This window comes from Clostridium sp. KNHs214 (genome assembly GCF_000744935.1).
In the GTDB taxonomy this organism is placed as follows: Bacteria; Bacillota; Clostridia; order Clostridiales; family Clostridiaceae; genus Haloimpatiens.
In genome coordinates, this window is sequence record NZ_JQMW01000011.1 from 1,022,230 (window position 1) to 1,041,712 (window position 19,483).

Genomic DNA, 19,483 nt, shown 5'->3' on the forward strand with positions numbered 1-19,483 from the left:
TATTTTACCATTTAACTAAAACAAATTCAAAATATTACCTGTATTTAAATGATATATAAATATTCAATACACATAAAAAAAAAGAAGTGCAAAAGCAATAAACCCTCACACTTCCATTAATTATTCCACAGTTCTTATAGAATCTACTATGCTCCCTTTCACAATCTGCCTTGAAGGAAATATAGATGATAATACACATACTCCAATAGTAGCTATTGAAAGTAATATTAATGGAATAGATGAAAAGCCCCATTTAAGTGCGTTATATCCTATTAATTTATTAACTAAAAATGTTGCTGCGGCAGAAAATATTAATCCTATAGTTACACCTAAAATTACCGAAGCTATACCATAAAAAACTCCTTCATCTATAACCATCCTTCTTATTTGATTATTCTCCATACCAATAGCTCTAAACATACCAAATTCACTTTTTCTCATAAATATATTTGTATTCATAACACTAATTACATTCACTATACTTACTAAAGATGCAATCAATACAAAACTATATGCAACTAAATATATCTCCATTTTTGATTTTTTTGCTTTAGATAACTCTTGTTTAAAAGACTTTACTTGAACTTTAGGATAATGTTTTATAAAGCTATTAAGCTTTTCGTTTACCTGCTCATAATATCTTGAGCTTGTAATAGATACTTGAATATTTTGATAAGCATTGATTTTAAAATATTTTTCTATTGCATTATTGCTCATAATAATTTTGTATCCTATATCTTTACTATATTCTTTATCTAAAACTCCTGCTATAGTAACTTTTTGTATTTTATTTCCTATATATTCTCCTTTATTACTGTACCTGGAGATAGTTATATCTATTTTATCTCCTGGCTTAAAGCTCGTATATTCTCTCTCTGGCACAACTACTAATGGTCCTCTATCCATATTATCTAAACTTATTTTTTTACCTTTAACATGGGATAATATCTCTTTCAAATGTATACTGTCATATCCATTTAATTTTTCGCCTATAAAATAATACTTTCCATTTTTAAAACTCCGCTCTGTATATTTATTTCCTTTACTTAGATTTTCTAAATATTTAATCCCTTTATCAGTTATATTTTCTTTTTTAACTTCCATAGTAACATCTTCTATTTCTTTAATTGCATTTACATTTTTTATACCCTTTAGATTTTTAATATCTTTTATATGGCTTTTTTCTAAAGAGTCATTATAATTTCTAGATGTATTCACTATAGAAAAATCCCCACCTAGATTTCTTTTTATCTCATTTACAGGATTATATATTCCAGTAAAATAATTTACTAATATAATTAAAGTTAAACTCATACCTATTGATATTATTGTAGTTACAAATTTCTTTTTATTTCTCTTTAGGTTTGTATATGCCAATTTACCTGTAAATCCCAGTTTGTTATATACTCTACTATTTTTATTATTTTTTATAGCTGCACCGTTCAACTTAAGATTACTATTTGAATTTATAGCCACCATCGGTGATATTTTAGAAGCTTGTCTTGCCGGGAAATAAGAACCTACTAATATGGAAATAAAACCCACAATTAAACAACATATAACATCCTGTTTATATACTTCTATAGTCATAAGTCCATATCCTGATATTATATTGACAAGCATTGATGTTACTATATATCCAGCTACAATACCTATAGGTATAAATATAATTCCTAAAACAATACCTTCGCCTAATATTAAAGTTATTATTTGATTAGGTTCTGCCCCTATAGCCCTAAGCACTCCAAAGTCTTTTATTCTCTCTATTATAGAAATATTAAATAAATTATATATTAATACGCTTGCCATAATTATGATAATTATATATAAAGCTGTATTTATTGTTTTTATGAACTTCATAAAAGATAAAAAGCTTTTTTTATCATAATTTAATAACATACTTTCGTTATAGGAATCATTTTTAAAACTTAAAGAATTAAATCCATTTTCCATATCTATGCCTGGCTTAAAAATTAAGTATTCTTTATAGTTTTTTGCTATATCAGGCAGCGATTTTTCTACATATTCCCTAGTAACGTAGGCCTTTGCACTTTTTTCAACATTAAAGTCAAATATGTAACTAAAAGTACCTACTAATATAAATTCATTATCCCTTTCAAAAGTCTGATTTTTCATGGCAGTTCTGTAATCTAACTTAGAAGGTATTTTTATTTTGTCTCCTATCTTGGGATTAGAAGGTAACTTATTAACCACCCACTGCTCTAGAGCAATTTCGTTTTCTTTCTGAGGATATCTTCCTTCTATTAACTGAAAATTTAATATATCCCTTGACCTTTTATCATATCCAGTAATGTTCATTTGATAAGAAGAGCTCGGTATTTCAGCTTTCCCTAGTTCTAAAGATATAGTGTACTTGTCTATATTTTCATTTTTATTTATATCTTTTAACTTTTTAAAATTAGGTGATGATATAGTTACATCTTGTATTCCACCTATGGAATTTTTTACATGCTGCCATTGGGCTTTTTCAATTTTTCTAGTAATAATTCCTATGGATGTAATTAAAATTGTAGATACTATGAGCCCTATAGCTATAAACCATACTCTCTTTTTACTTTTAAACATGTATTTCGGTATTAGCCCCCAAAAACTCTTCATATGTCCCCCTCTTTCTTAAACCCTTTTATATATTTTACCATTAAAATAATATAACTTCAAAATAACAAACATTTTCAAATAAAATCTCAATATATAACTACAAATATTCAATACACATTAAAAAAAAGAAGTGTAAAAGCAATAAACCTTCACACTTCCTATTTCTCTACTCTATAATTCTTATGGAATTTACTATCCTTTGTTTGCTACTCCTGTATCCTTATGGAATCAATAATACTAGAAGAAAATACTCTTCTAGATGCATTGATTGAAGCTAATATACAGACTCCAACAGTAACTAAAATCACAAGCACTATGGTTCCTATAGGAAAACTCCAAGTCATTCCATCTGTAAGACTTTTTCTGGAAATTAAGAAAACTATATAGGTAAAAATTGTTCCTGTAATCCCTCCCCAAAATGCAGAGGATATACCATAAAATATTCCCTCAGCTCTTATCATCTTTTTAACTTCATCTTTTCCAAGCCCTATTGCCCGCATCATTCCTATTTCTCTCTTTCTCAATAACACATTCATACTCATAATATTTACTAAATTAATAATACTGACTATAGCCACCACTGCTACAAAGCTGTACATTATAAGTGAAATTTTTAAATAATTTTTCTTAGCCTCCTCTACTTCTTCTTTATATGATGTTACATTAACACCTCTATTGCTCTTATATTTATTTTTCAAATTTTTTTCTACTTCCTCATAATTTGCCTCTTTACCTAATGTTATCTTTACCTTCTGATACCCCTTAATTTTAAAATATTTTTCAAAAGCCTTCTCACTGACAATCACCACATTTTTAATTTGCGAATCTTCTGGCATATAATCTTCTTTTAATATGGCTGCAATAGTAAAAGTCTCATTTTTCACTTCAGTTCGCTTCTTTTCATTATCATATACATGGCAAATTAACTCTATATGGTCTCCTATATTTAATTTTGTACAATTACTATAATTTAAGTTTTGTGCCAAAATAACCATAGGTTTCTCTTGAAGTTCCTTTTCATTAATTTTACCCTCTTTTAGCTGCTCCTTTGTCTTCTTTAATCCTTCCTCAGTTAACCCTTTTACTTCTGTTTTAAACTTATACCTTTGATTTTTAAAATCATCTTGGGCTGCTGAATTTAAATTGCTTTCTTTTGAAAGAACTTTAATTCCTTCCTCCGTTACCGTATCTTTGGGAACTTGCATTGAAACACATGACATCTTTTCCTTATTTATTTTATTTACACCTTTTATATTTTCAATATACTCTATATCCTCATGAGATAATGCATAATCTGGTTTATCTGTAGGCGTGGATATTACAAAGTCACCTCCCATTTTGCTTTTAATATTCTTTATAGGATCAGAACTATTTATTAAATAAGTTACAGCCATAAACATTATTATACTTATGCTAAGTGAAATTACAGTAGTTATAAATTTCTTTTTATTCCTATTTAAATTTAAACGTGCCATATTTGATGCAAATCCAATTTTTTTACTTATCACAGTGCTATCCTGTAAATTACTTTTTATTTTTTTACCCTTTAATTTCAAGTTATTATTTGAATTAATTGCTTCCATAGGGGATATTTTAGATGCTTTTTTAGCTGGAAAATAGCTTCCTAAAATAATAGAGAAAAATCCAACTATAAAAGAAGCTATAATGCCACTTTTGGGAATGTTCATAATTCCCCCCACATCTTTATAACCTGCTATTAATTTAGTAATTCCTTGAATTGTAAAATTTCCTATGATAATTCCTAAAGGAATAAATATACATCCTAAAATAAACCCTTCACCTAGCACAAGGATTTTTATTTTGCTTGGCGAAGCACCTATAGCCCTTAACATGCCAAAATCTCTAGTTCTTTCTGTTATGGACATATTAAATATATTATAAATTATTACACTAGCCACAATACTTATTATTATATAAAGAATAACGCTTATAAAATCAATACCTTTATAGGCGTTAAGTAAAAATGTTTTTGCAGTATTTATGCGGAATTCTATATTTTTATAATCATCATTAAATGCCAGTGAATTACAATTTCTTTCAATAGACTCCTCTGAATTTACATTTAAATACCCTTCATATAAAATTTCTTTTGAAGGCATTATGCCTTCAACGTAACTTCTAGGAACATATGCAATTGCAGTGTTTTTCAATTGATTGGTATTAAATTTATAATCAAAAATTCCTGAAATTATAAATTCTTTTTCTATATTAAATTTTTTAAATCTGCCTACAGTTAAGTTTAGCTTAATTTTATCTCCCACTTTATACTTTTTATGCATAGCACTTAAAACCCAAGCTTCTATGGCTATTTCATTATCTTTTTTAGGGTATTTTCCTTCAAGTAGCTTAAAATTAAGAAATTCTCCTATGTTGTCATCATAGCCATTTACCCTTAAAACGTATTTGGAATTAGGTACCTTATACTCTCCTAATTTACATGATATAGACACTTTGTCTACAAGTGGGTCTTTCACTAATTTATTCAAACTTTTCTTATCTTCCGTAAAAAAGAAATTATCATATACACCACCGAAATCATCTATCATTTGCTTATATGATGATTCTTTTAAGTTTTTAATCATTATGCTCAAAGATACGATTAGAGAAATAGACAGCATTATGCCTACTGCCACAAAGAAATTTCTTTTCTTGTTTTTAACTAAATATTTCGGTATTAGTCCCCAGAAACTCTTCATATAGCCCCCCTCTTTCTTAAACTCTTTTATATATTTTAACATTATAGTAATATAAATTCAAAATAATGAATATTTTCAAATAAAATCTCAATATATAACTATAAATATTAAATACACATTAAAAAAAGAGAGTGCAAAAGCAATAACCCTTCGCACTCCCTATTTTTATTCTACTCCTCTTATGGAATCCACTATACTATCAGAATATACTTTTCTTGAAGCGTTTATAGCTGCAAGAAGGCATATAACTAACACTGCAAGAGATGTACATAATACATTCCATATAGATATTGTCCATTCCATACCTGCCATTAATGTCCCTCTAGTTGCCACATAAAATAAATAAGTGAATAGAATTCCTAAAGATACTCCCCAAATGATTGAATATATGCCATAAAGCAGACCCTCATTTCGTATCATAGAGTTCACTTCATCCTTTGCCATACCTATAGCTCTTAACATGCCAAATTCTTTTTTTCTAAGCATAACATTCATACTCATTATATTAAATATATTTACAATACTTACAAGTGCTACAGTAAATATAATTGAATATAATATTACAGCAGTTTTAATACGAGATTTTTTTATTTTTTCAAGTTCTTCTTTATAAGAAGTTAAAGTTACTCCTCTTGAATTCTTTACTATACCCTTTAACTTGTTTTCCACATAATCATAATCTGCATGTTTATCTAAATTTATTCTTACTCTTTGGTAGCCGGAAATTTTAAAATATTTTTTAAGTAATTCATTGTCCATAATTATAATATTAGTTAAAGAAGCATCTTGTGGCTTAATAACATGCTCTTTCAGTATGCTTCCAATTATAAATTGTTCCACATTTCTGTACAAAAACTTTCTATTTTCATACACATCTATATCCATTTCTATTGAATCTTTCACTTTTAAATTAGTAACATGATTATTATTTAAATTTTGCGCTAATAGAACCATAGGTTTTTCTTTAGAATTATCAAAACTTATATTTCCTTCTTTAAGATTACTTCTAAATTGTTCTAAAAACTTCTTATCATACCCTCTTATTTCACAATTAAACTTATAAATATTCTTCTTTAATGCCTCACTTATCTCTGGCTGCAGCCTACTCTGCCGTTGTAATAGTTTCATCCCCTCATCAGTAACTTTATCTGGTTGTACTTTAATGAAATTACTGGTTTCTTTAGACTTTATTACGCTTTTTACTCCTTTTAATTCTTCAATATCACTTATATATTTCTCTTCTAATGAAGCTTCTCCAGCCAAGTCGTTACAAGCTATAACAAAATCTCCACCCATCTGTTTTTTTAAAGTATTTTCTGGATTTGAACAATTTATTATATAATTTACTACTATAAAAAGTATTATACTTATGCTCAAAGAAACCACAGTGGATATGAACTTTTTTCTGTTTCTATTTATATTAACTTTAGACATATTCCTTGTGAACTTGCTTTTTTCTTTAAGAATAGAAATTTTTTCCTTAAGCCTATTACCTTTAAGCTTAAAATTTCCACTAGAGTTTACAGCTTCTATAGGAGATACCTTAGAGGCTTTCTTAGCTGAAAAATATGTTCCTAAAAATATTGATATAAAACCAAAAATAAAAGATAAAATAAGTGTCTCATTAGGTATTCTAAATAGGTGTTTAAAATAATTGTAACCAGAAAATAAAGTCATAACTCCTTTAGACGCAACATTACCTATAAAAATACTTAAGGGTATAAATATTAATCCTAATAAAAACCCTTCCCCAATAACTAATCTTATTATGTGAGAACTAGAAGCACCTATAGCCCTTAACATTCCAAATTCCTTAATCCTCTGAATAACAGAAGTATTAAATATATTACAAATTAATATACTAGATATGATAGATACTATTATATATAAAGCTACACCGATAAATTTCAATGAATTAATTCTATTAATTAATGTCTTTTTAACAATATTCATTCTAACTGTAGCTTTATCGAAATTTACTTGAGAAGATATCTTATAAAACCCCTCTTGCGTCTCTATACCTTCTTTAAATCCCACATAAGTAGTATAACTTTTAAATTTATCTGGAACTTTATCCATGGCAAACTCTTTACAAACATACGCTTTGGCGATATTCTTTGCTACATTATAATTAAATGTATGATCAAAAATTCCAACTAATACAAATTCATTATTTAACTTCAAATCATATTTCCCATTTACTAGCATTGAACTTAAATTTACCTTATCACCTATTTTAAGATTAGGTTTAATTTTCTTAACTACCCAATTTTCTAAAGCTATTTCATTGGGTTTTTCTGGATAATGTCCTTTTAATAATTTAAAATTAAATAAATCTATAGCTTTTTTATCATAACCATTAATATCAATAGAATACTGTGAATCTTTTATTTTACTGTTTCCCATAGAAATAAATGTGGTTTCATTTTCAACAATATCATTATTGCCTTTTATTAATTTTTCCGTGTCTTTTCTGTACTCATTTCTATAATACATAATTACATCATATGAGCCCCCTATATCATCAATTAGGCGAGCCTTTTCATTGTCTCTTAAAGCATATATCATAACACTCAAAGAAGTTATTAATGTAATAGATAATACTATACTTATTGCCACAAAAAAATTTCTTTTCTTATTTTTAATTAAATATTTCGGTATTATCCCCCAAAAGCTTTTCATATTGCCCCTTCTTTCTCAACCTCCTTATATGTTTTACCATTAAAGTGATATAAACCCAGCTGTTTGCTACTCCTGCATTCTGATGGAATCAACAATGCTAGAAGAAAATACTCTTCTAGATGCATTGATTGAAGCTAATATACAGACTCCAACAGTAACTAAAATCACAAGCACTATGGTACCTATAGGAAAACTCCAGGTCATTCCAGCTATAAGAATTCTTCTAGAAATTAAGAAAATTATATAAGTAAATATTGTTCCCATAATTGCTCCCCAAAAAGCAGAAGCTATTCCATAAAATATTCCTTCTTCCCTTATCATCCTTTTAACTTCATCTTCCCCAAGTCCTATTGCCCTCATCATTCCTATTTCTCTTTTTCTTAATATTATATTCATACTCATAATATTAATTAAATTAGTAATGCTGACTATAGCTACCACAGCTACAAAGCTATACATTATGAGTAAAAATTTCAAACTACTTTTTTTAGCTTTTTCTATTTCTTCCTTGTAGGATTCTACAGTAACCTCCCTATGACTTTTATACTTATTTTTTAATTTTTTTTCTATTTCTTCATAATTTGCATTTTTCCCTAGAATTATTTTTATCTTCTGATAATCTTTATTTTTAAGATATTTTTCAAAAATCTTATTACTAATAATAAGTACATTGTGTATTTGAAAATCGTCTGTTTTGTAATTATCCTTTAATATAGCTCCGATAGTAAAAATTTTAGTGTTACTTTCCAAGCTTTCTTTTTGTTTATCATAAATATAATAATTTAACTTTATTTTATCTCCTACGTTTAATTTAGTATGCTTACTATAATTTAAATTCTGCGCTAAAATAGCTAGTGATTTATCTTGAAGTTCTTCTTCATCAATTTTACCTTTTATTAGATGTTTCTTTGTACTGTTTAACTGTTCTTGTGTAAGTCCCTTTACCTCCGTATCAAAATAATATATTTGCTTTGAAAAATCATATGCTATTTTAGCATTTAACTTACTTCGCTCTGCAAGAAATTTAAACCCTTCATCTGTTATTACCTTTTCGGGGACCTCCATTGAACAGGTTAACTTTTTCTCCTTATTTACTTTATCTACACCTTTTATACTTTCGATATACTCTACATCTTCATCCGATAATGTATAATTTGAATCTTTCAATGCTGTAGATATTACAAAGTCACCTTCCATTCTTCTTTCAATATTTTTTACAAAGTCACAACTATTTATTAAATAACTCACAATCATAAACATTATTATACTTATACTAAGTGAAATTACAGTAGTTATAAATTTCTTTTTATTTCTATTCAAATTCAAACGTGCCATATTTAATGTAAATCCAAATTTTTTACTTATTATACTGTTATCTTGTAAATTTCCCTTTATTTTTTGACCCTTTAATTTTAAGTTATTATTTGAATTAATTGCCTCAATAGGTGATATTTTAGATGCTTTTTTAGCTGGAAAATAGCTTCCAAAAACAATTGATAAAAATCCCACTATAAAGGAAGCTATAATGCCTTCTTTAGGAATACTCATTATTCCCCACATATCTTTGTAACCTGCTATTAAAACAGTAATACTTCTAGTTATAAAGTTACCTATAACAATTCCTAAAGGAATAAATATACATCCTAAAATAACTCCTTCACCTAGAACAAGTATTTTAATTTTACCAGGTGAAGCGCCTACAGCCCTTAACATACCAAATTCTCTAGTTCTTTCAGTAATAGACATATTAAATATATTATAAATTATTACACTAGCTACAATACTTATTACTGCATATAGAATAATACTTATAGAATCAATAATTTTATAACATTTAAATAAAAACATTTTTGAAATATTCAAGTTAAATTTAATCCTTTTATATTCATCTCTAAATGCTAATGAGTTACAACTTTTTTCAATAGGCTCATTTGGCTTTATAGTAAAATATCCTTCATATGAAATTTCTTCTAAAGGCACTATGCTCTCAGCATAACTCCTAGGAACATAAGCTACTGCTATATTTTTTAATAAATAATTATTAAACTTATAACTAAAGATTCCTGAAATTATAAACTCTTTTTCAATATTAGAATTTTCAGAGTTACCTACAGCTAAATTCAATTTAATTTTATCTCCTACTTTATACTTTTTAGGCATAGCATTTAAAACCCAATCTTGTATAGCTATTTCGTTATTTTTCTTAGGGAAATTTCCTTCAATTAGTTTAAAGTTAAGAATTTCTCTTATATTTTCATCGTAGCCATTTACTTTTACAATATATTCAGAATTAGGTACTTTATACTCTCCCAGTTTACATGAAATAGATATTTTGTTCACCAACGGATCTTTAACTAATTTATCTAAGCTTTTTTTATCTGAAGTAAAAAACATATTATCATATACTCCACCGGACTCATCTACTGAACGCTCATATGCTGATTTTTTTAAACTCCTAATAACTAAGCTTAAAGATACAATTAAAGAAATAGACAGCATTATGCCTACTGCCACAAAGAAATTTCGTTTCTTGTTTTTGATTAAATATTTCGGTATTAGCCCCCAAAAGCTTTTCATATAACCCTCTTCTTTCTTAAAATCTTTTATATATTTTAACATTTAAGTAATTACATATCAAATTAATTAATATATGTAACATTATATGATATAATAATTGTATATTTATAAACAAAAATTCTTGTATTTATATAGATTTTTACAACATATAAAAATTGGACTTGTTACCTACATTTTCATTTTGTAAATATTAATTTTTATAGAACTTTGCAATAATATATGTAAGATAGCACTGAAGTATAAGTAAATTTAAAATTATTATAAGGGGGCTTTACCATGGAAATTTTAAAAACAGAATATCTTCAGAAAACTTATGGCTTTGGGGAAGCTGCTGTTAAAGCACTAAAGCCTACAGATATCGTCATAAAAGAAGGAGAATTTACTGCTATAATTGGGCCTAGTGGCTCTGGAAAAAGTACTCTTTTACACCTCCTTGCAGGTCTTGACAAGCCATCTGCTGGGCACGTGCGTATAGATGGTCATGATATACATGAAATGAGCGAAAAGGAGCTTTCAAGATTTAGAAGGAGAAATATAGGTTTTATATTTCAATTTTTTAATTTAATTCCTATATTGACTATTGAAGAAAACATAAAACTTCCTCTTCTTATGGATGGCAAAAAAATTGATGAACAATATATACATGAGCTTATAAAAACCTTAGGACTAGAGGACAGAAAAAAGCATCTTCCAGGAGAAATATCTGGAGGTCAACAACAAAGAGCCTCTATAGCCAGAGCTCTTGCTACTAAACCTAAAATAATCTTTGCAGATGAACCTACTGGAAATCTAGATACTAAAAATAGCCAAGAAGTTTTGGAGCTTTTAACCATGTCCATTAAAAAATACAATCAAACTCTTGTAATGATAACTCATGACCCTAAAATAGCTTCCCTTGCAGATAGAATTATAACCCTTAAAGATGGAGAAATAGTGGATGATAAAAGGGCTACTGCATAAGAATTTTTTAGGTATTAATGACAAAATACTTAATCTAACCTGTAATAGCATACTGTCATCCATTAAAATTTTAGAATAATATGTACTTTTAATATTTCATAAACTGGGGCTGTCGCATTAAGAAATTTACATACAATATACTGTTTTGCAAGTTTAAACTTAACACAATATATTGTAGTATTTATTTTTAGTACGATAGCCCCAGCTTTTTTATTTCTAAAAACTCTTCATTATAACTATGTTATTTAACTATTTTCAAAAACTTATAAAATGATTAACCCACAATAAGGTAGAATGTAATGGAATTATGAAATTTCTCCTCCATGACTTGCATAAGAGCTAGGAACAATAAATTTAATTTAAGAAATTCTAATCTTTTAGCCATATAAAATTATCTAACGCTCACATTCAGCGTCCTGCCTCAGGTTCGCTAGCCTGGCGTCCTTGCCAGGCTTACGATAATTTTATCTGTCTAAAGGAAGAATTTCTAAAATTAAATTTAAATAGTTCCTTCGCTTCTTATGCAAGTCATTCCAGAGAAATTTCATAATTCAAGCAATGTAATACTTATTGTGGGATAATCATAAAATAATTATTGCAATATTTTTAAATTATTGAATTGTATATATTGCAATGATATACTATTTACAAAGTTGTTATATTAACCTATCCACCAATCATCAGCTCTTCAATCCTTTATATAAAAGGAAGTAACAGCTGATGATTATGGAATAAAACAATTGAGGGAAGCGGGGTAAAAATGGAAAAGGATATTAAAGACCAAATTTTAAAACTTAAGAAGGAAAAAAATGCAATAATTCTTGCACACTATTATCAGATACCAGAAATTCAAGATATTGCTGATGCAGTAGGTGACTCCTACTATTTAAGTGAAATTGCAAGAGATTGCAAAGAGTCCGTAATCGTTTTCTGTGGTGTGAAATTTATGGCGGAAAGCGCTAAAATTTTATCTCCAGAAAAGACAGTGTTATTTCCAGTGCTTGATGCGGGGTGTCCAATGGCTGATATGGCCAATACTGATGATTTAATAAAATTAAAAAATCAGCATCCCAGTGCTTTAACTGTATGTTATATAAACTCATCTACGGAAGTTAAGGCTCTTTGCGATGTATGTGTTACTTCATCTAGCGCTCTAAAAATAATGAACAAAGTTGACAACCAGGAAATTATATTCCTTCCTGATAGAAACTTAGGTGGTTACATAGCAGAGCAATTCCCAGACAAAAAATTTATTTTATGGGAGGGGTTCTGTCCAACTCATGAAAAAATAGAAAAAGAAAGTATTTTAAAATTAAAAAATTCCTTAGAAGATGTAAAAATTCTTGTACATCCTGAATGTAATAAGGAAATAAGAGACATAGCAGACTATATAGGAAGTACTTCTGGGATTATAAAACATGCCACTGAAAACACTAATAAAAACTACATAATAGTAACAGAGGAAGGCGTTCTTTATGAATTAAAGAAAAGTAATCCTAATAAAAACTTCCATGTTATAGATAGCGGCATGATTTGTAATAATATGAAGAAAACCACTCTTGAAGATGTATATAATAGTCTTTTAAATATGCAAAATGAAATTATATTAGACGAAGATACAAGAATTAAAGCTCATAGGGCTTTAATGAATATGCACGAAATGGCTAGGTAAAAATTATGGAAATAAATGTAGACGTTCTAATTGCAGGCTCCGGGGTTTCAGGTCTATATTGTGCCTTAAACCTAAACAAAAACTTAAATGTACTACTTATTTCAAAATCAAAGCTTACAGACACCAACACTTATTTAGCACAAGGTGGAATCGCAACAGCTAGAAGTAAAGATGATATTCCAAGCTTTATTGAAGATACTTTAAAAGCAGGTAAATACAAAAATAAGCTTGAGTCTGTAAAGGTATTAGCAGAAGAATCTATAGAAAATATAGATAATCTCATGAATATAGGTATGAACTTAGATAAATCAGAAAATAAAATTTTATATACTCGTGAAGGTGCTCACAGCATAAATAGAATAGTTCACAGCAAAGATCACACTGGTGAAATAGTTGCAGATACTCTAATAAATGAGGTAAAAAAGCATGAAAATATAACTATATATGAGGACACCTATTTATGTGATTTAATTAATATAAATAATAAATGTGTTGGTGGAATAATATTTAAGGATGGAAAGCAAATAAACATTCATTCTAAAGTTGTAGTTCTAGCTACTGGAGGTATTGGTGGATTATTTAAAAATTCCACTAACCAAAGAATAATGACTGGTGACGGCATCGCCATAGCTTTAAGAAATAATGTTAAACTTGAAAATCTTCAATATATTCAATTTCACCCAACGGCTCTTTACGAAAAAAATACAGATGCCAAGCGCTTTCTTATTTCAGAAGCAGTTAGAGGCGAAGGCGGTCTTTTATTTAATTCTAAAGGTGAAAGATTTGTGAATGAACTATTGCCTAGAGATGTGGTGTCAAAAGCTATATATGGTGAAATAAAAAAATTTAAAGTGCCTTATGTTAACTTAGATATTTCCTTTAAGGACAAAGATTATATTGAAAATAGATTTCCATCCATATATAACCATTGCTTCGAAAAAGGTATAAACATCACCAAAGAGCCTATACCAGTATCCCCTGCTCAGCATTATTTTATGGGGGGCATATCAGTTGATTTATATTCAAAAACCTCCATGGAAAACCTATATGCTGTAGGGGAAATTAGCTGCACTGGCGTTCACGGTGCAAATAGACTTGCTAGCAATTCCCTTTTAGAGGGCTTAGTATTCTCTAGAAGAGCTGCTATTTCTATAAATAATGAAATAGCTAATATAAAATTACATAAAATTGAAGCTGAAAAAACTTTCACCAAATGTGAAGTTGAAAACTTAAAAAAAGAAAATAGAAAAATTGTAATACAAGAACTAAAAAGAAGGTCGGAGGATTTACATGATGAACTATTTAAGTATTGATGAAGCTATATTATCTGCTTTAAAAGAAGATGTAACCAATGAAGATATAACAACTACATCTGTAATAGATGAAAATTCTAAGTCCATAGTAGAATTGTTTGCCAAGGAAGATGGTATAATAGTAGGTCTACAAGTTTTTGAAAGAGTTTTTACTCTTTTAGGAGATGTAGAAGTTAAATTCTATAAAAAAGATGGAGATAAGGTAGAGCCTAAAACACTTATAGCTACTATAGAAGGAAATACTAGAAATATTTTAATAGGCGAAAGAACTGCCCTTAATTTTCTTCAAAGAATGAGCGGAATTGCAACCATTACAAGAAAATTTGTAGATAAACTTCAAGGCACCCAGACTAAACTTCTAGACACTAGAAAGACAACTCCAAATATGAGGGTATTTGAAAAATACTCCGTAAGAGTGGGGGGAGGCCACAACCATCGATTTAATCTTTCCGATGGAATACTTTTAAAAGACAACCACATAAGTGCCGCAGGTGGGGTTAAAAATGCTGTGCAAGCTGCAAGAGGAGCCGCATCCTTCGTAAGAAAAATCGAAGTTGAAGTAGAAAATCTTCAAATGCTTGAGGAAGCATTAGATGCTAAAGCAGACATTATTATGCTAGACAATATGGATTTAGAAACCATGAAAAAAGCCGTAACCATGGTAAATGGCAAAGCTTTAACTGAAGCTTCAGGTAATGTAAACTTAGACACCGTAGCTTCCATTGCCGCTACAGGAGTTGACTATATATCCACTGGCTATATAACACACTCTGCTAAAATTTTAGATTTAAGTATGAAAAACTTGAGAAATATATAAAATTTAATCCCCAGCCACTAATCTCTAATCTTCTTAGATTTATCCTTTTGAAATTAGTTATTAGTAACTGGGGGTTCTATTATTCACTATCATTTATTATCGTTTACTTTTATTTATCTTTATATTGTCCACTACACCATCTCTTACAAAATCCAGCTTTTTTACTGCACATAACTTCTTCAGAACCACATTCAGGACATTTATGTTTATCCTGTTCATAATTTACTTCATAAGTAATGCCACAGCTTTTACATTTAAATTTACAGTGCCTTGTAGTATAGTTTCCACCACTTATACTTATAGCCTTTCCTTCAGTTAATGCTATAGCAACTTTTTTTCTTGCACTATCTATTATATTTTGAAAAGTTTGGCGTGAAACCTGCATTCTTTCAGCACAGTCTTCTTGCTTTAATCCCTCTATATCTTTCAATCGGATGGCTTCAAGTTCTTCCACTTTTAAAACCACTTCTTCTATTTCACATTTATGCTTTCCCTGTGGAACAAAATATGTGTCCTTTGGGAAAAACTCTACATTTCTGAATTTTGTTGGCCTTGGCATTTTAACTCCTTCCCGTAGAAGCTATTCGTTACAGTGTCCTTCATGCTCATGTTCTCTACAAACACTTCCTGTAGATCTTAGTTCACCTTTTACATAACTCTCTATAACTTCATCACAAATTCCCTGAGCTCCCACAACTACTTCTATATTATTTTCCTTAAATAATTCTTGGGCTGTTTCTCCCATGCCTCCTGCTATTATAACATTTACTCCTAAATCCCTCAAGAATACTGGTAAAAATCCTGGTCTATGCCCTGGATTTGGTGTAAAATTCTTATTTGTTATTTTGCCCTCTTCCACATCATATATAGTAAACCCTTCGCAATGTCCAAAATGTCCACTTACATATTTTTCTTCACTAGAAACTGCTATTTTCATAATATATTCCTCCTAAAATATAATATTTTTTATATTAATCCACATTTTATTAATAGCTTTATTAGCTTTGCTTTCTTTGTAATTAGTTATAGGCTTTAATTCATTTATAGATCTCATTACAATATCATCATAAGGTATTTTGCCTACTATCTCCAACCCCTGATCTTTTATAAGATTTTCTATTTCACAAGCTATTTTTTCATTTATATCAAATTTATTTATACATACCATGGTTAATATGCCAAAATGCTCACAAAGTAAAACCACTCTTTTTAAATCTTCAAGCCCTGACTTAGTTGGCTCTGTGACTACTAACACCGCATTGCTGCCTGTTATAGAAGATATAACGGAACAACCTATTCCAGGAGAACCATCTACAATAGTAATTTTACTTTCATTTGAAAACTCTTTAGCATTCTTTCTTAAAAGACTTATTAGTTTTCCAGATCCATCACTGCCTATCTCCATATCCGCCCTAGAAATGATTTCTCCTTTTACATCTGTTATATAAGCTTCTGCAGCCTTGTCATCCTCTAAATTTATTGCCCCCTTAGGACATATAAAAGTACAGGCTCCACAACCTTCACAAGCAAAAGGATCAATTTGAAAATTTTCTATAGCTCCAAATCTACATACTCCTGCACACTGTCCACAATTAATGCATAATTTAGAATCTATATATGCCTTTTGTCCTCCTATAAAATCTTCTTTTCTTATATCTTTTCCTTTATAAAAAAGATGAAAATTAGCTACATCCACATCGCAATCAACTCTTATCACATCATTTGCAAGCTCTGAAAGTGCTGTAGCAATAGTAGTCTTACCTGTTCCACCTTTTCCGCTTAAAACCACTAACTCCACTTCAATGCCTCCCTTGTCCTTTGGGCTAATTCATTAAAAACTTTCCTGTACTTTGGATTTTTATAAAGTTCTTCTCCCTCTGAATAAATTTTAGCTATTTCCCTACTGTAAGGAATGCAGCCTATTATATGAATGTCATCTTCACTACAATATTTTTTTATTATATTTTCTTTTCCATCATCTCTATTTATGATTATCCCAAAAGGTATATTAAACCTTCTTACTAATTCCACAGCCCTTTTTAAATCATTAAATCCAAATTCTGTTGGCTCTGTTACAAGTATAGCTCTATCTGCATATTTTAAGGAATTAACCACATTACAAGATGTTCCTGGAGGGCAATCCATTAAATTAACACCCTCACCAAGTTCTTCAAGTAGTTGCTTTATAATTGGTACAGCCATAGGTTCACTTATATTTAGAATTCCCCTACTGCATTTTATGCCATCTACGGTTCCCTCTTGAATACTTCCTATTTGTCTCTTTTTATAACTTAATGCTCCGGCTTTACACACAATTTCACAAGCCCCACAGCCATGACATAGTTTTTGAAAAAGCACTATATCATCTTTAACTTTTGCTAAAGCATTAAATCTACAAGCATGCACGCATGCTCCACAGGATATGCACTTATCATCATCTATAAAGGGGTATTCCACCATAACTTCATAAGTTTTATCTATTTTAGGCTTTAAAAACAAGAATCCATTTGGCTCCTCCACATCACAATCAACATAGTTTGCCTTTAGAGCCAAGGCCAGATTAGTGGAAACTGTTGTTTTTCCCGTACCACCCTTCCCACTTAATACTGCTATATTCAATTTATTTTCCTCCTCTAAAACCATTTCCCATACCATTATGTGCTGGTGCGGCTGTTTGTAGCTCTGAAAGCTCACCATTTTTGTGTCTTTGTAAAACTTCACTTATAGAAATACCTTCACTTTTATATACCTTAACATCAGCTTTTTCTATAATTTTAAATGCATTAGGTCCAAGATTTCCTGTAATTATAATATCTATTCCCTCATCAATTAATTGCTGTGCTGCTGCTATACCTGCCCCACCACCAGAGATTTTACCACTGTTTTCTACAACCTTTACTTCTCCATTTTCAGTATCATGTATTTGAAAGTATTCACATCTTCCAAATCTTACATCTAGTAAATCATATACTGCCTTTCCTGATGCAGAAACTGCTATTTTCATAATTCCTTACCTCCCTAATTTTAAAGTTATTGGCATTTGCTAATTATATATTACATCTACTTTTCATTATTGTCAAATGCCAATAACTTTTTTTTAAAAAAATAGCAGCACCTTATTAAATTTAAGTGCTACTGTCTTTACTTTATTTTAATATTTTCTCTATCCATTTAAATCTCTTTTTTCATAAAAAACAATTGATAACAGAGTTCTAATGGTTATGAACTTTACTTTCCATTAGACCCTATAAATAATTATATCCAATCCTCATTAATAATCTGATATTTATATACTGTCATTATTTCTTAGTTTTTTAACTTCTTCTTTTGTTAAATTTCTCCATTTTCCTACTGGCAATCCCTTTATCGTTATATTAGTAATCCTTACACGCTTTAAATCTATAACCTTATACCCAAAATATTCGCACATTCTTCTAATTTGACGATTTAAGCCTTGAGATAAGGTGATTTTAAAGGTTATGTCCTTTAACTTAACCACCTTACACTTGTTTGTTACTGTATATTGTTTCTTAACGGGATTATATATTCTTACCCCATTTCTCATTCCATTTATAAAAGAAGAATTAATTGGCTTATCCACTGTTACAATATAGTCCTTTTCATGATTATTCTGCTCTCTTAAAATCTCATTAACTATGCTTCCATCACTGGTAAGAAGAATTAAACCTTGAGAATCCTTATCAAGCCTTCCAATAGGGAAAATTCTCTCTGGATGATTTACAAAATCAATAATGTTTCCTTTTATATGTCTCTCAGTAGTGCAAGTAATACCTACAGGTTTATTTAAGGCAATGTAAACATGCCTTTTCTTACTTTTTAACATTTTGCCGTTTACTTCAACCTTATCTTCCTCATCTACCACTTGCCCTATGATTGCAATCTCCCCATTAACTCTTACTTTTTTATTCTTAATTAATTCATCTGCTTCTCTCCTAGAACAAAGTCCAGTAGAACTGATAAAATTATTTAGTCTCATAATATGTCTCCTTATAAAAATATAATTAACTACCACTTATTGTAAAAAGCAGTGACTACCTAATCAGTATATCCTCTTAAACAAGCTTTTATATATATAAAAATATATTCATTTTCTTTTTCAAACTAT

Annotated in this window: 14 protein-coding genes; 4 read left to right on the plus strand and 10 right to left on the minus strand. The window is 29.3% G+C overall.

All coding sequences use genetic code 11. The features are described from left to right. Positions 1-120: 120 nt before the first annotated feature. The 4 genes from CC89_RS13340 to CC89_RS13355 form a co-directional block, all read right to left on the minus strand. Positions 121-2,619 carry an ABC transporter permease gene (locus CC89_RS13340; RefSeq protein WP_035292870.1) on the minus strand — a complete coding sequence of 833 codons (2,499 nt, stop codon included), beginning with the start codon at positions 2,617-2,619 and terminating at the stop codon, positions 121-123. A 206-nt stretch (positions 2,620-2,825) separates the two neighbouring features. Then, positions 2,826-5,336 carry an ABC transporter permease gene (locus CC89_RS13345; protein ID WP_035292872.1) on the minus strand — a complete coding sequence of 837 codons (2,511 nt, stop codon included), beginning with the start codon at positions 5,334-5,336 and terminating at the stop codon, positions 2,826-2,828. A gap of 165 nt (positions 5,337-5,501) precedes the next feature. Then, complete coding sequence (locus CC89_RS13350; RefSeq protein WP_035292874.1) at positions 5,502-8,018, minus strand: ABC transporter permease; 2,517 nt, start codon at positions 8,016-8,018, stop codon at positions 5,502-5,504. A 66-nt stretch (positions 8,019-8,084) separates the two neighbouring features. Continuing rightward, entirely contained in the window at positions 8,085-10,595 is a 2,511-nt protein-coding gene (locus tag CC89_RS13355) for an ABC transporter permease (RefSeq protein ID WP_035292875.1), read from the minus strand. Positions 10,596-10,871: 276 nt separating this feature from the next. Here CC89_RS13355 and CC89_RS13360 point away from each other — a divergent pair, with 276 nt between their 5' ends. From CC89_RS13360 to nadC, 4 genes are all read left to right on the plus strand, one after another. Further along, entirely contained in the window at positions 10,872-11,555 is a 684-nt protein-coding gene (locus CC89_RS13360) for an ABC transporter ATP-binding protein (RefSeq protein ID WP_035292877.1), read from the plus strand. Between the two features lie 760 nt (positions 11,556-12,315). Beyond that, positions 12,316-13,227 carry a quinolinate synthase NadA gene (nadA, locus tag CC89_RS13365; RefSeq protein WP_035292878.1) on the plus strand — a complete coding sequence of 304 codons (912 nt, stop codon included), beginning with the start codon at positions 12,316-12,318 and terminating at the stop codon, positions 13,225-13,227. 5 nt (positions 13,228-13,232) lie between these two features. Then, positions 13,233-14,540 carry an L-aspartate oxidase gene (locus CC89_RS13370; protein ID WP_035292880.1) on the plus strand — a complete coding sequence of 436 codons (1,308 nt, stop codon included), beginning with the start codon at positions 13,233-13,235 and terminating at the stop codon, positions 14,538-14,540. Next, on the plus strand, positions 14,521-15,357 hold the full coding sequence (nadC, locus tag CC89_RS13375) for a carboxylating nicotinate-nucleotide diphosphorylase (protein WP_035293635.1): 837 nt from the start codon (positions 14,521-14,523) through the stop codon (positions 15,355-15,357). The genes CC89_RS13370 and nadC overlap by 20 nt, the downstream gene beginning before the upstream one ends. Positions 15,358-15,466: 109 nt before the next feature. Here nadC and CC89_RS13380 read toward each other — a convergent pair whose 3' ends face one another. The 6 genes from CC89_RS13380 to CC89_RS13405 form a co-directional block, all read right to left on the minus strand. Beyond that, positions 15,467-15,916 carry a DUF134 domain-containing protein gene (locus CC89_RS13380; RefSeq protein WP_035292882.1) on the minus strand — a complete coding sequence of 150 codons (450 nt, stop codon included), beginning with the start codon at positions 15,914-15,916 and terminating at the stop codon, positions 15,467-15,469. 21 nt (positions 15,917-15,937) lie between these two features. Beyond that, the gene (locus CC89_RS13385) at positions 15,938-16,294 is read right to left on the minus strand and encodes a NifB/NifX family molybdenum-iron cluster-binding protein (RefSeq protein WP_035292883.1); all 357 of its coding nucleotides are present in this window, start codon (positions 16,292-16,294) and stop codon (positions 15,938-15,940) included. A 12-nt stretch (positions 16,295-16,306) separates the two neighbouring features. After that, entirely contained in the window at positions 16,307-17,155 is an 849-nt protein-coding gene (locus CC89_RS13390) for an ATP-binding protein (protein WP_035292885.1), read from the minus strand. Then, complete coding sequence (locus CC89_RS13395; protein WP_035292887.1) at positions 17,146-17,976, minus strand: ATP-binding protein; 831 nt, start codon at positions 17,974-17,976, stop codon at positions 17,146-17,148. Before CC89_RS13395 ends, CC89_RS13390 begins: the two co-directional genes overlap by 10 nt. A 1-nt stretch (position 17,977) precedes the next feature. Further along, positions 17,978-18,361, minus strand: a complete 384-nt coding sequence (locus CC89_RS13400) for a NifB/NifX family molybdenum-iron cluster-binding protein (RefSeq protein ID WP_035292889.1) — start codon at positions 18,359-18,361, stop codon at positions 17,978-17,980. Between the two features lie 282 nt (positions 18,362-18,643). Continuing rightward, entirely contained in the window at positions 18,644-19,354 is a 711-nt protein-coding gene (locus CC89_RS13405; protein WP_035292891.1) for a pseudouridine synthase, read from the minus strand. Positions 19,355-19,483: the final 129 nt, after the last annotated feature.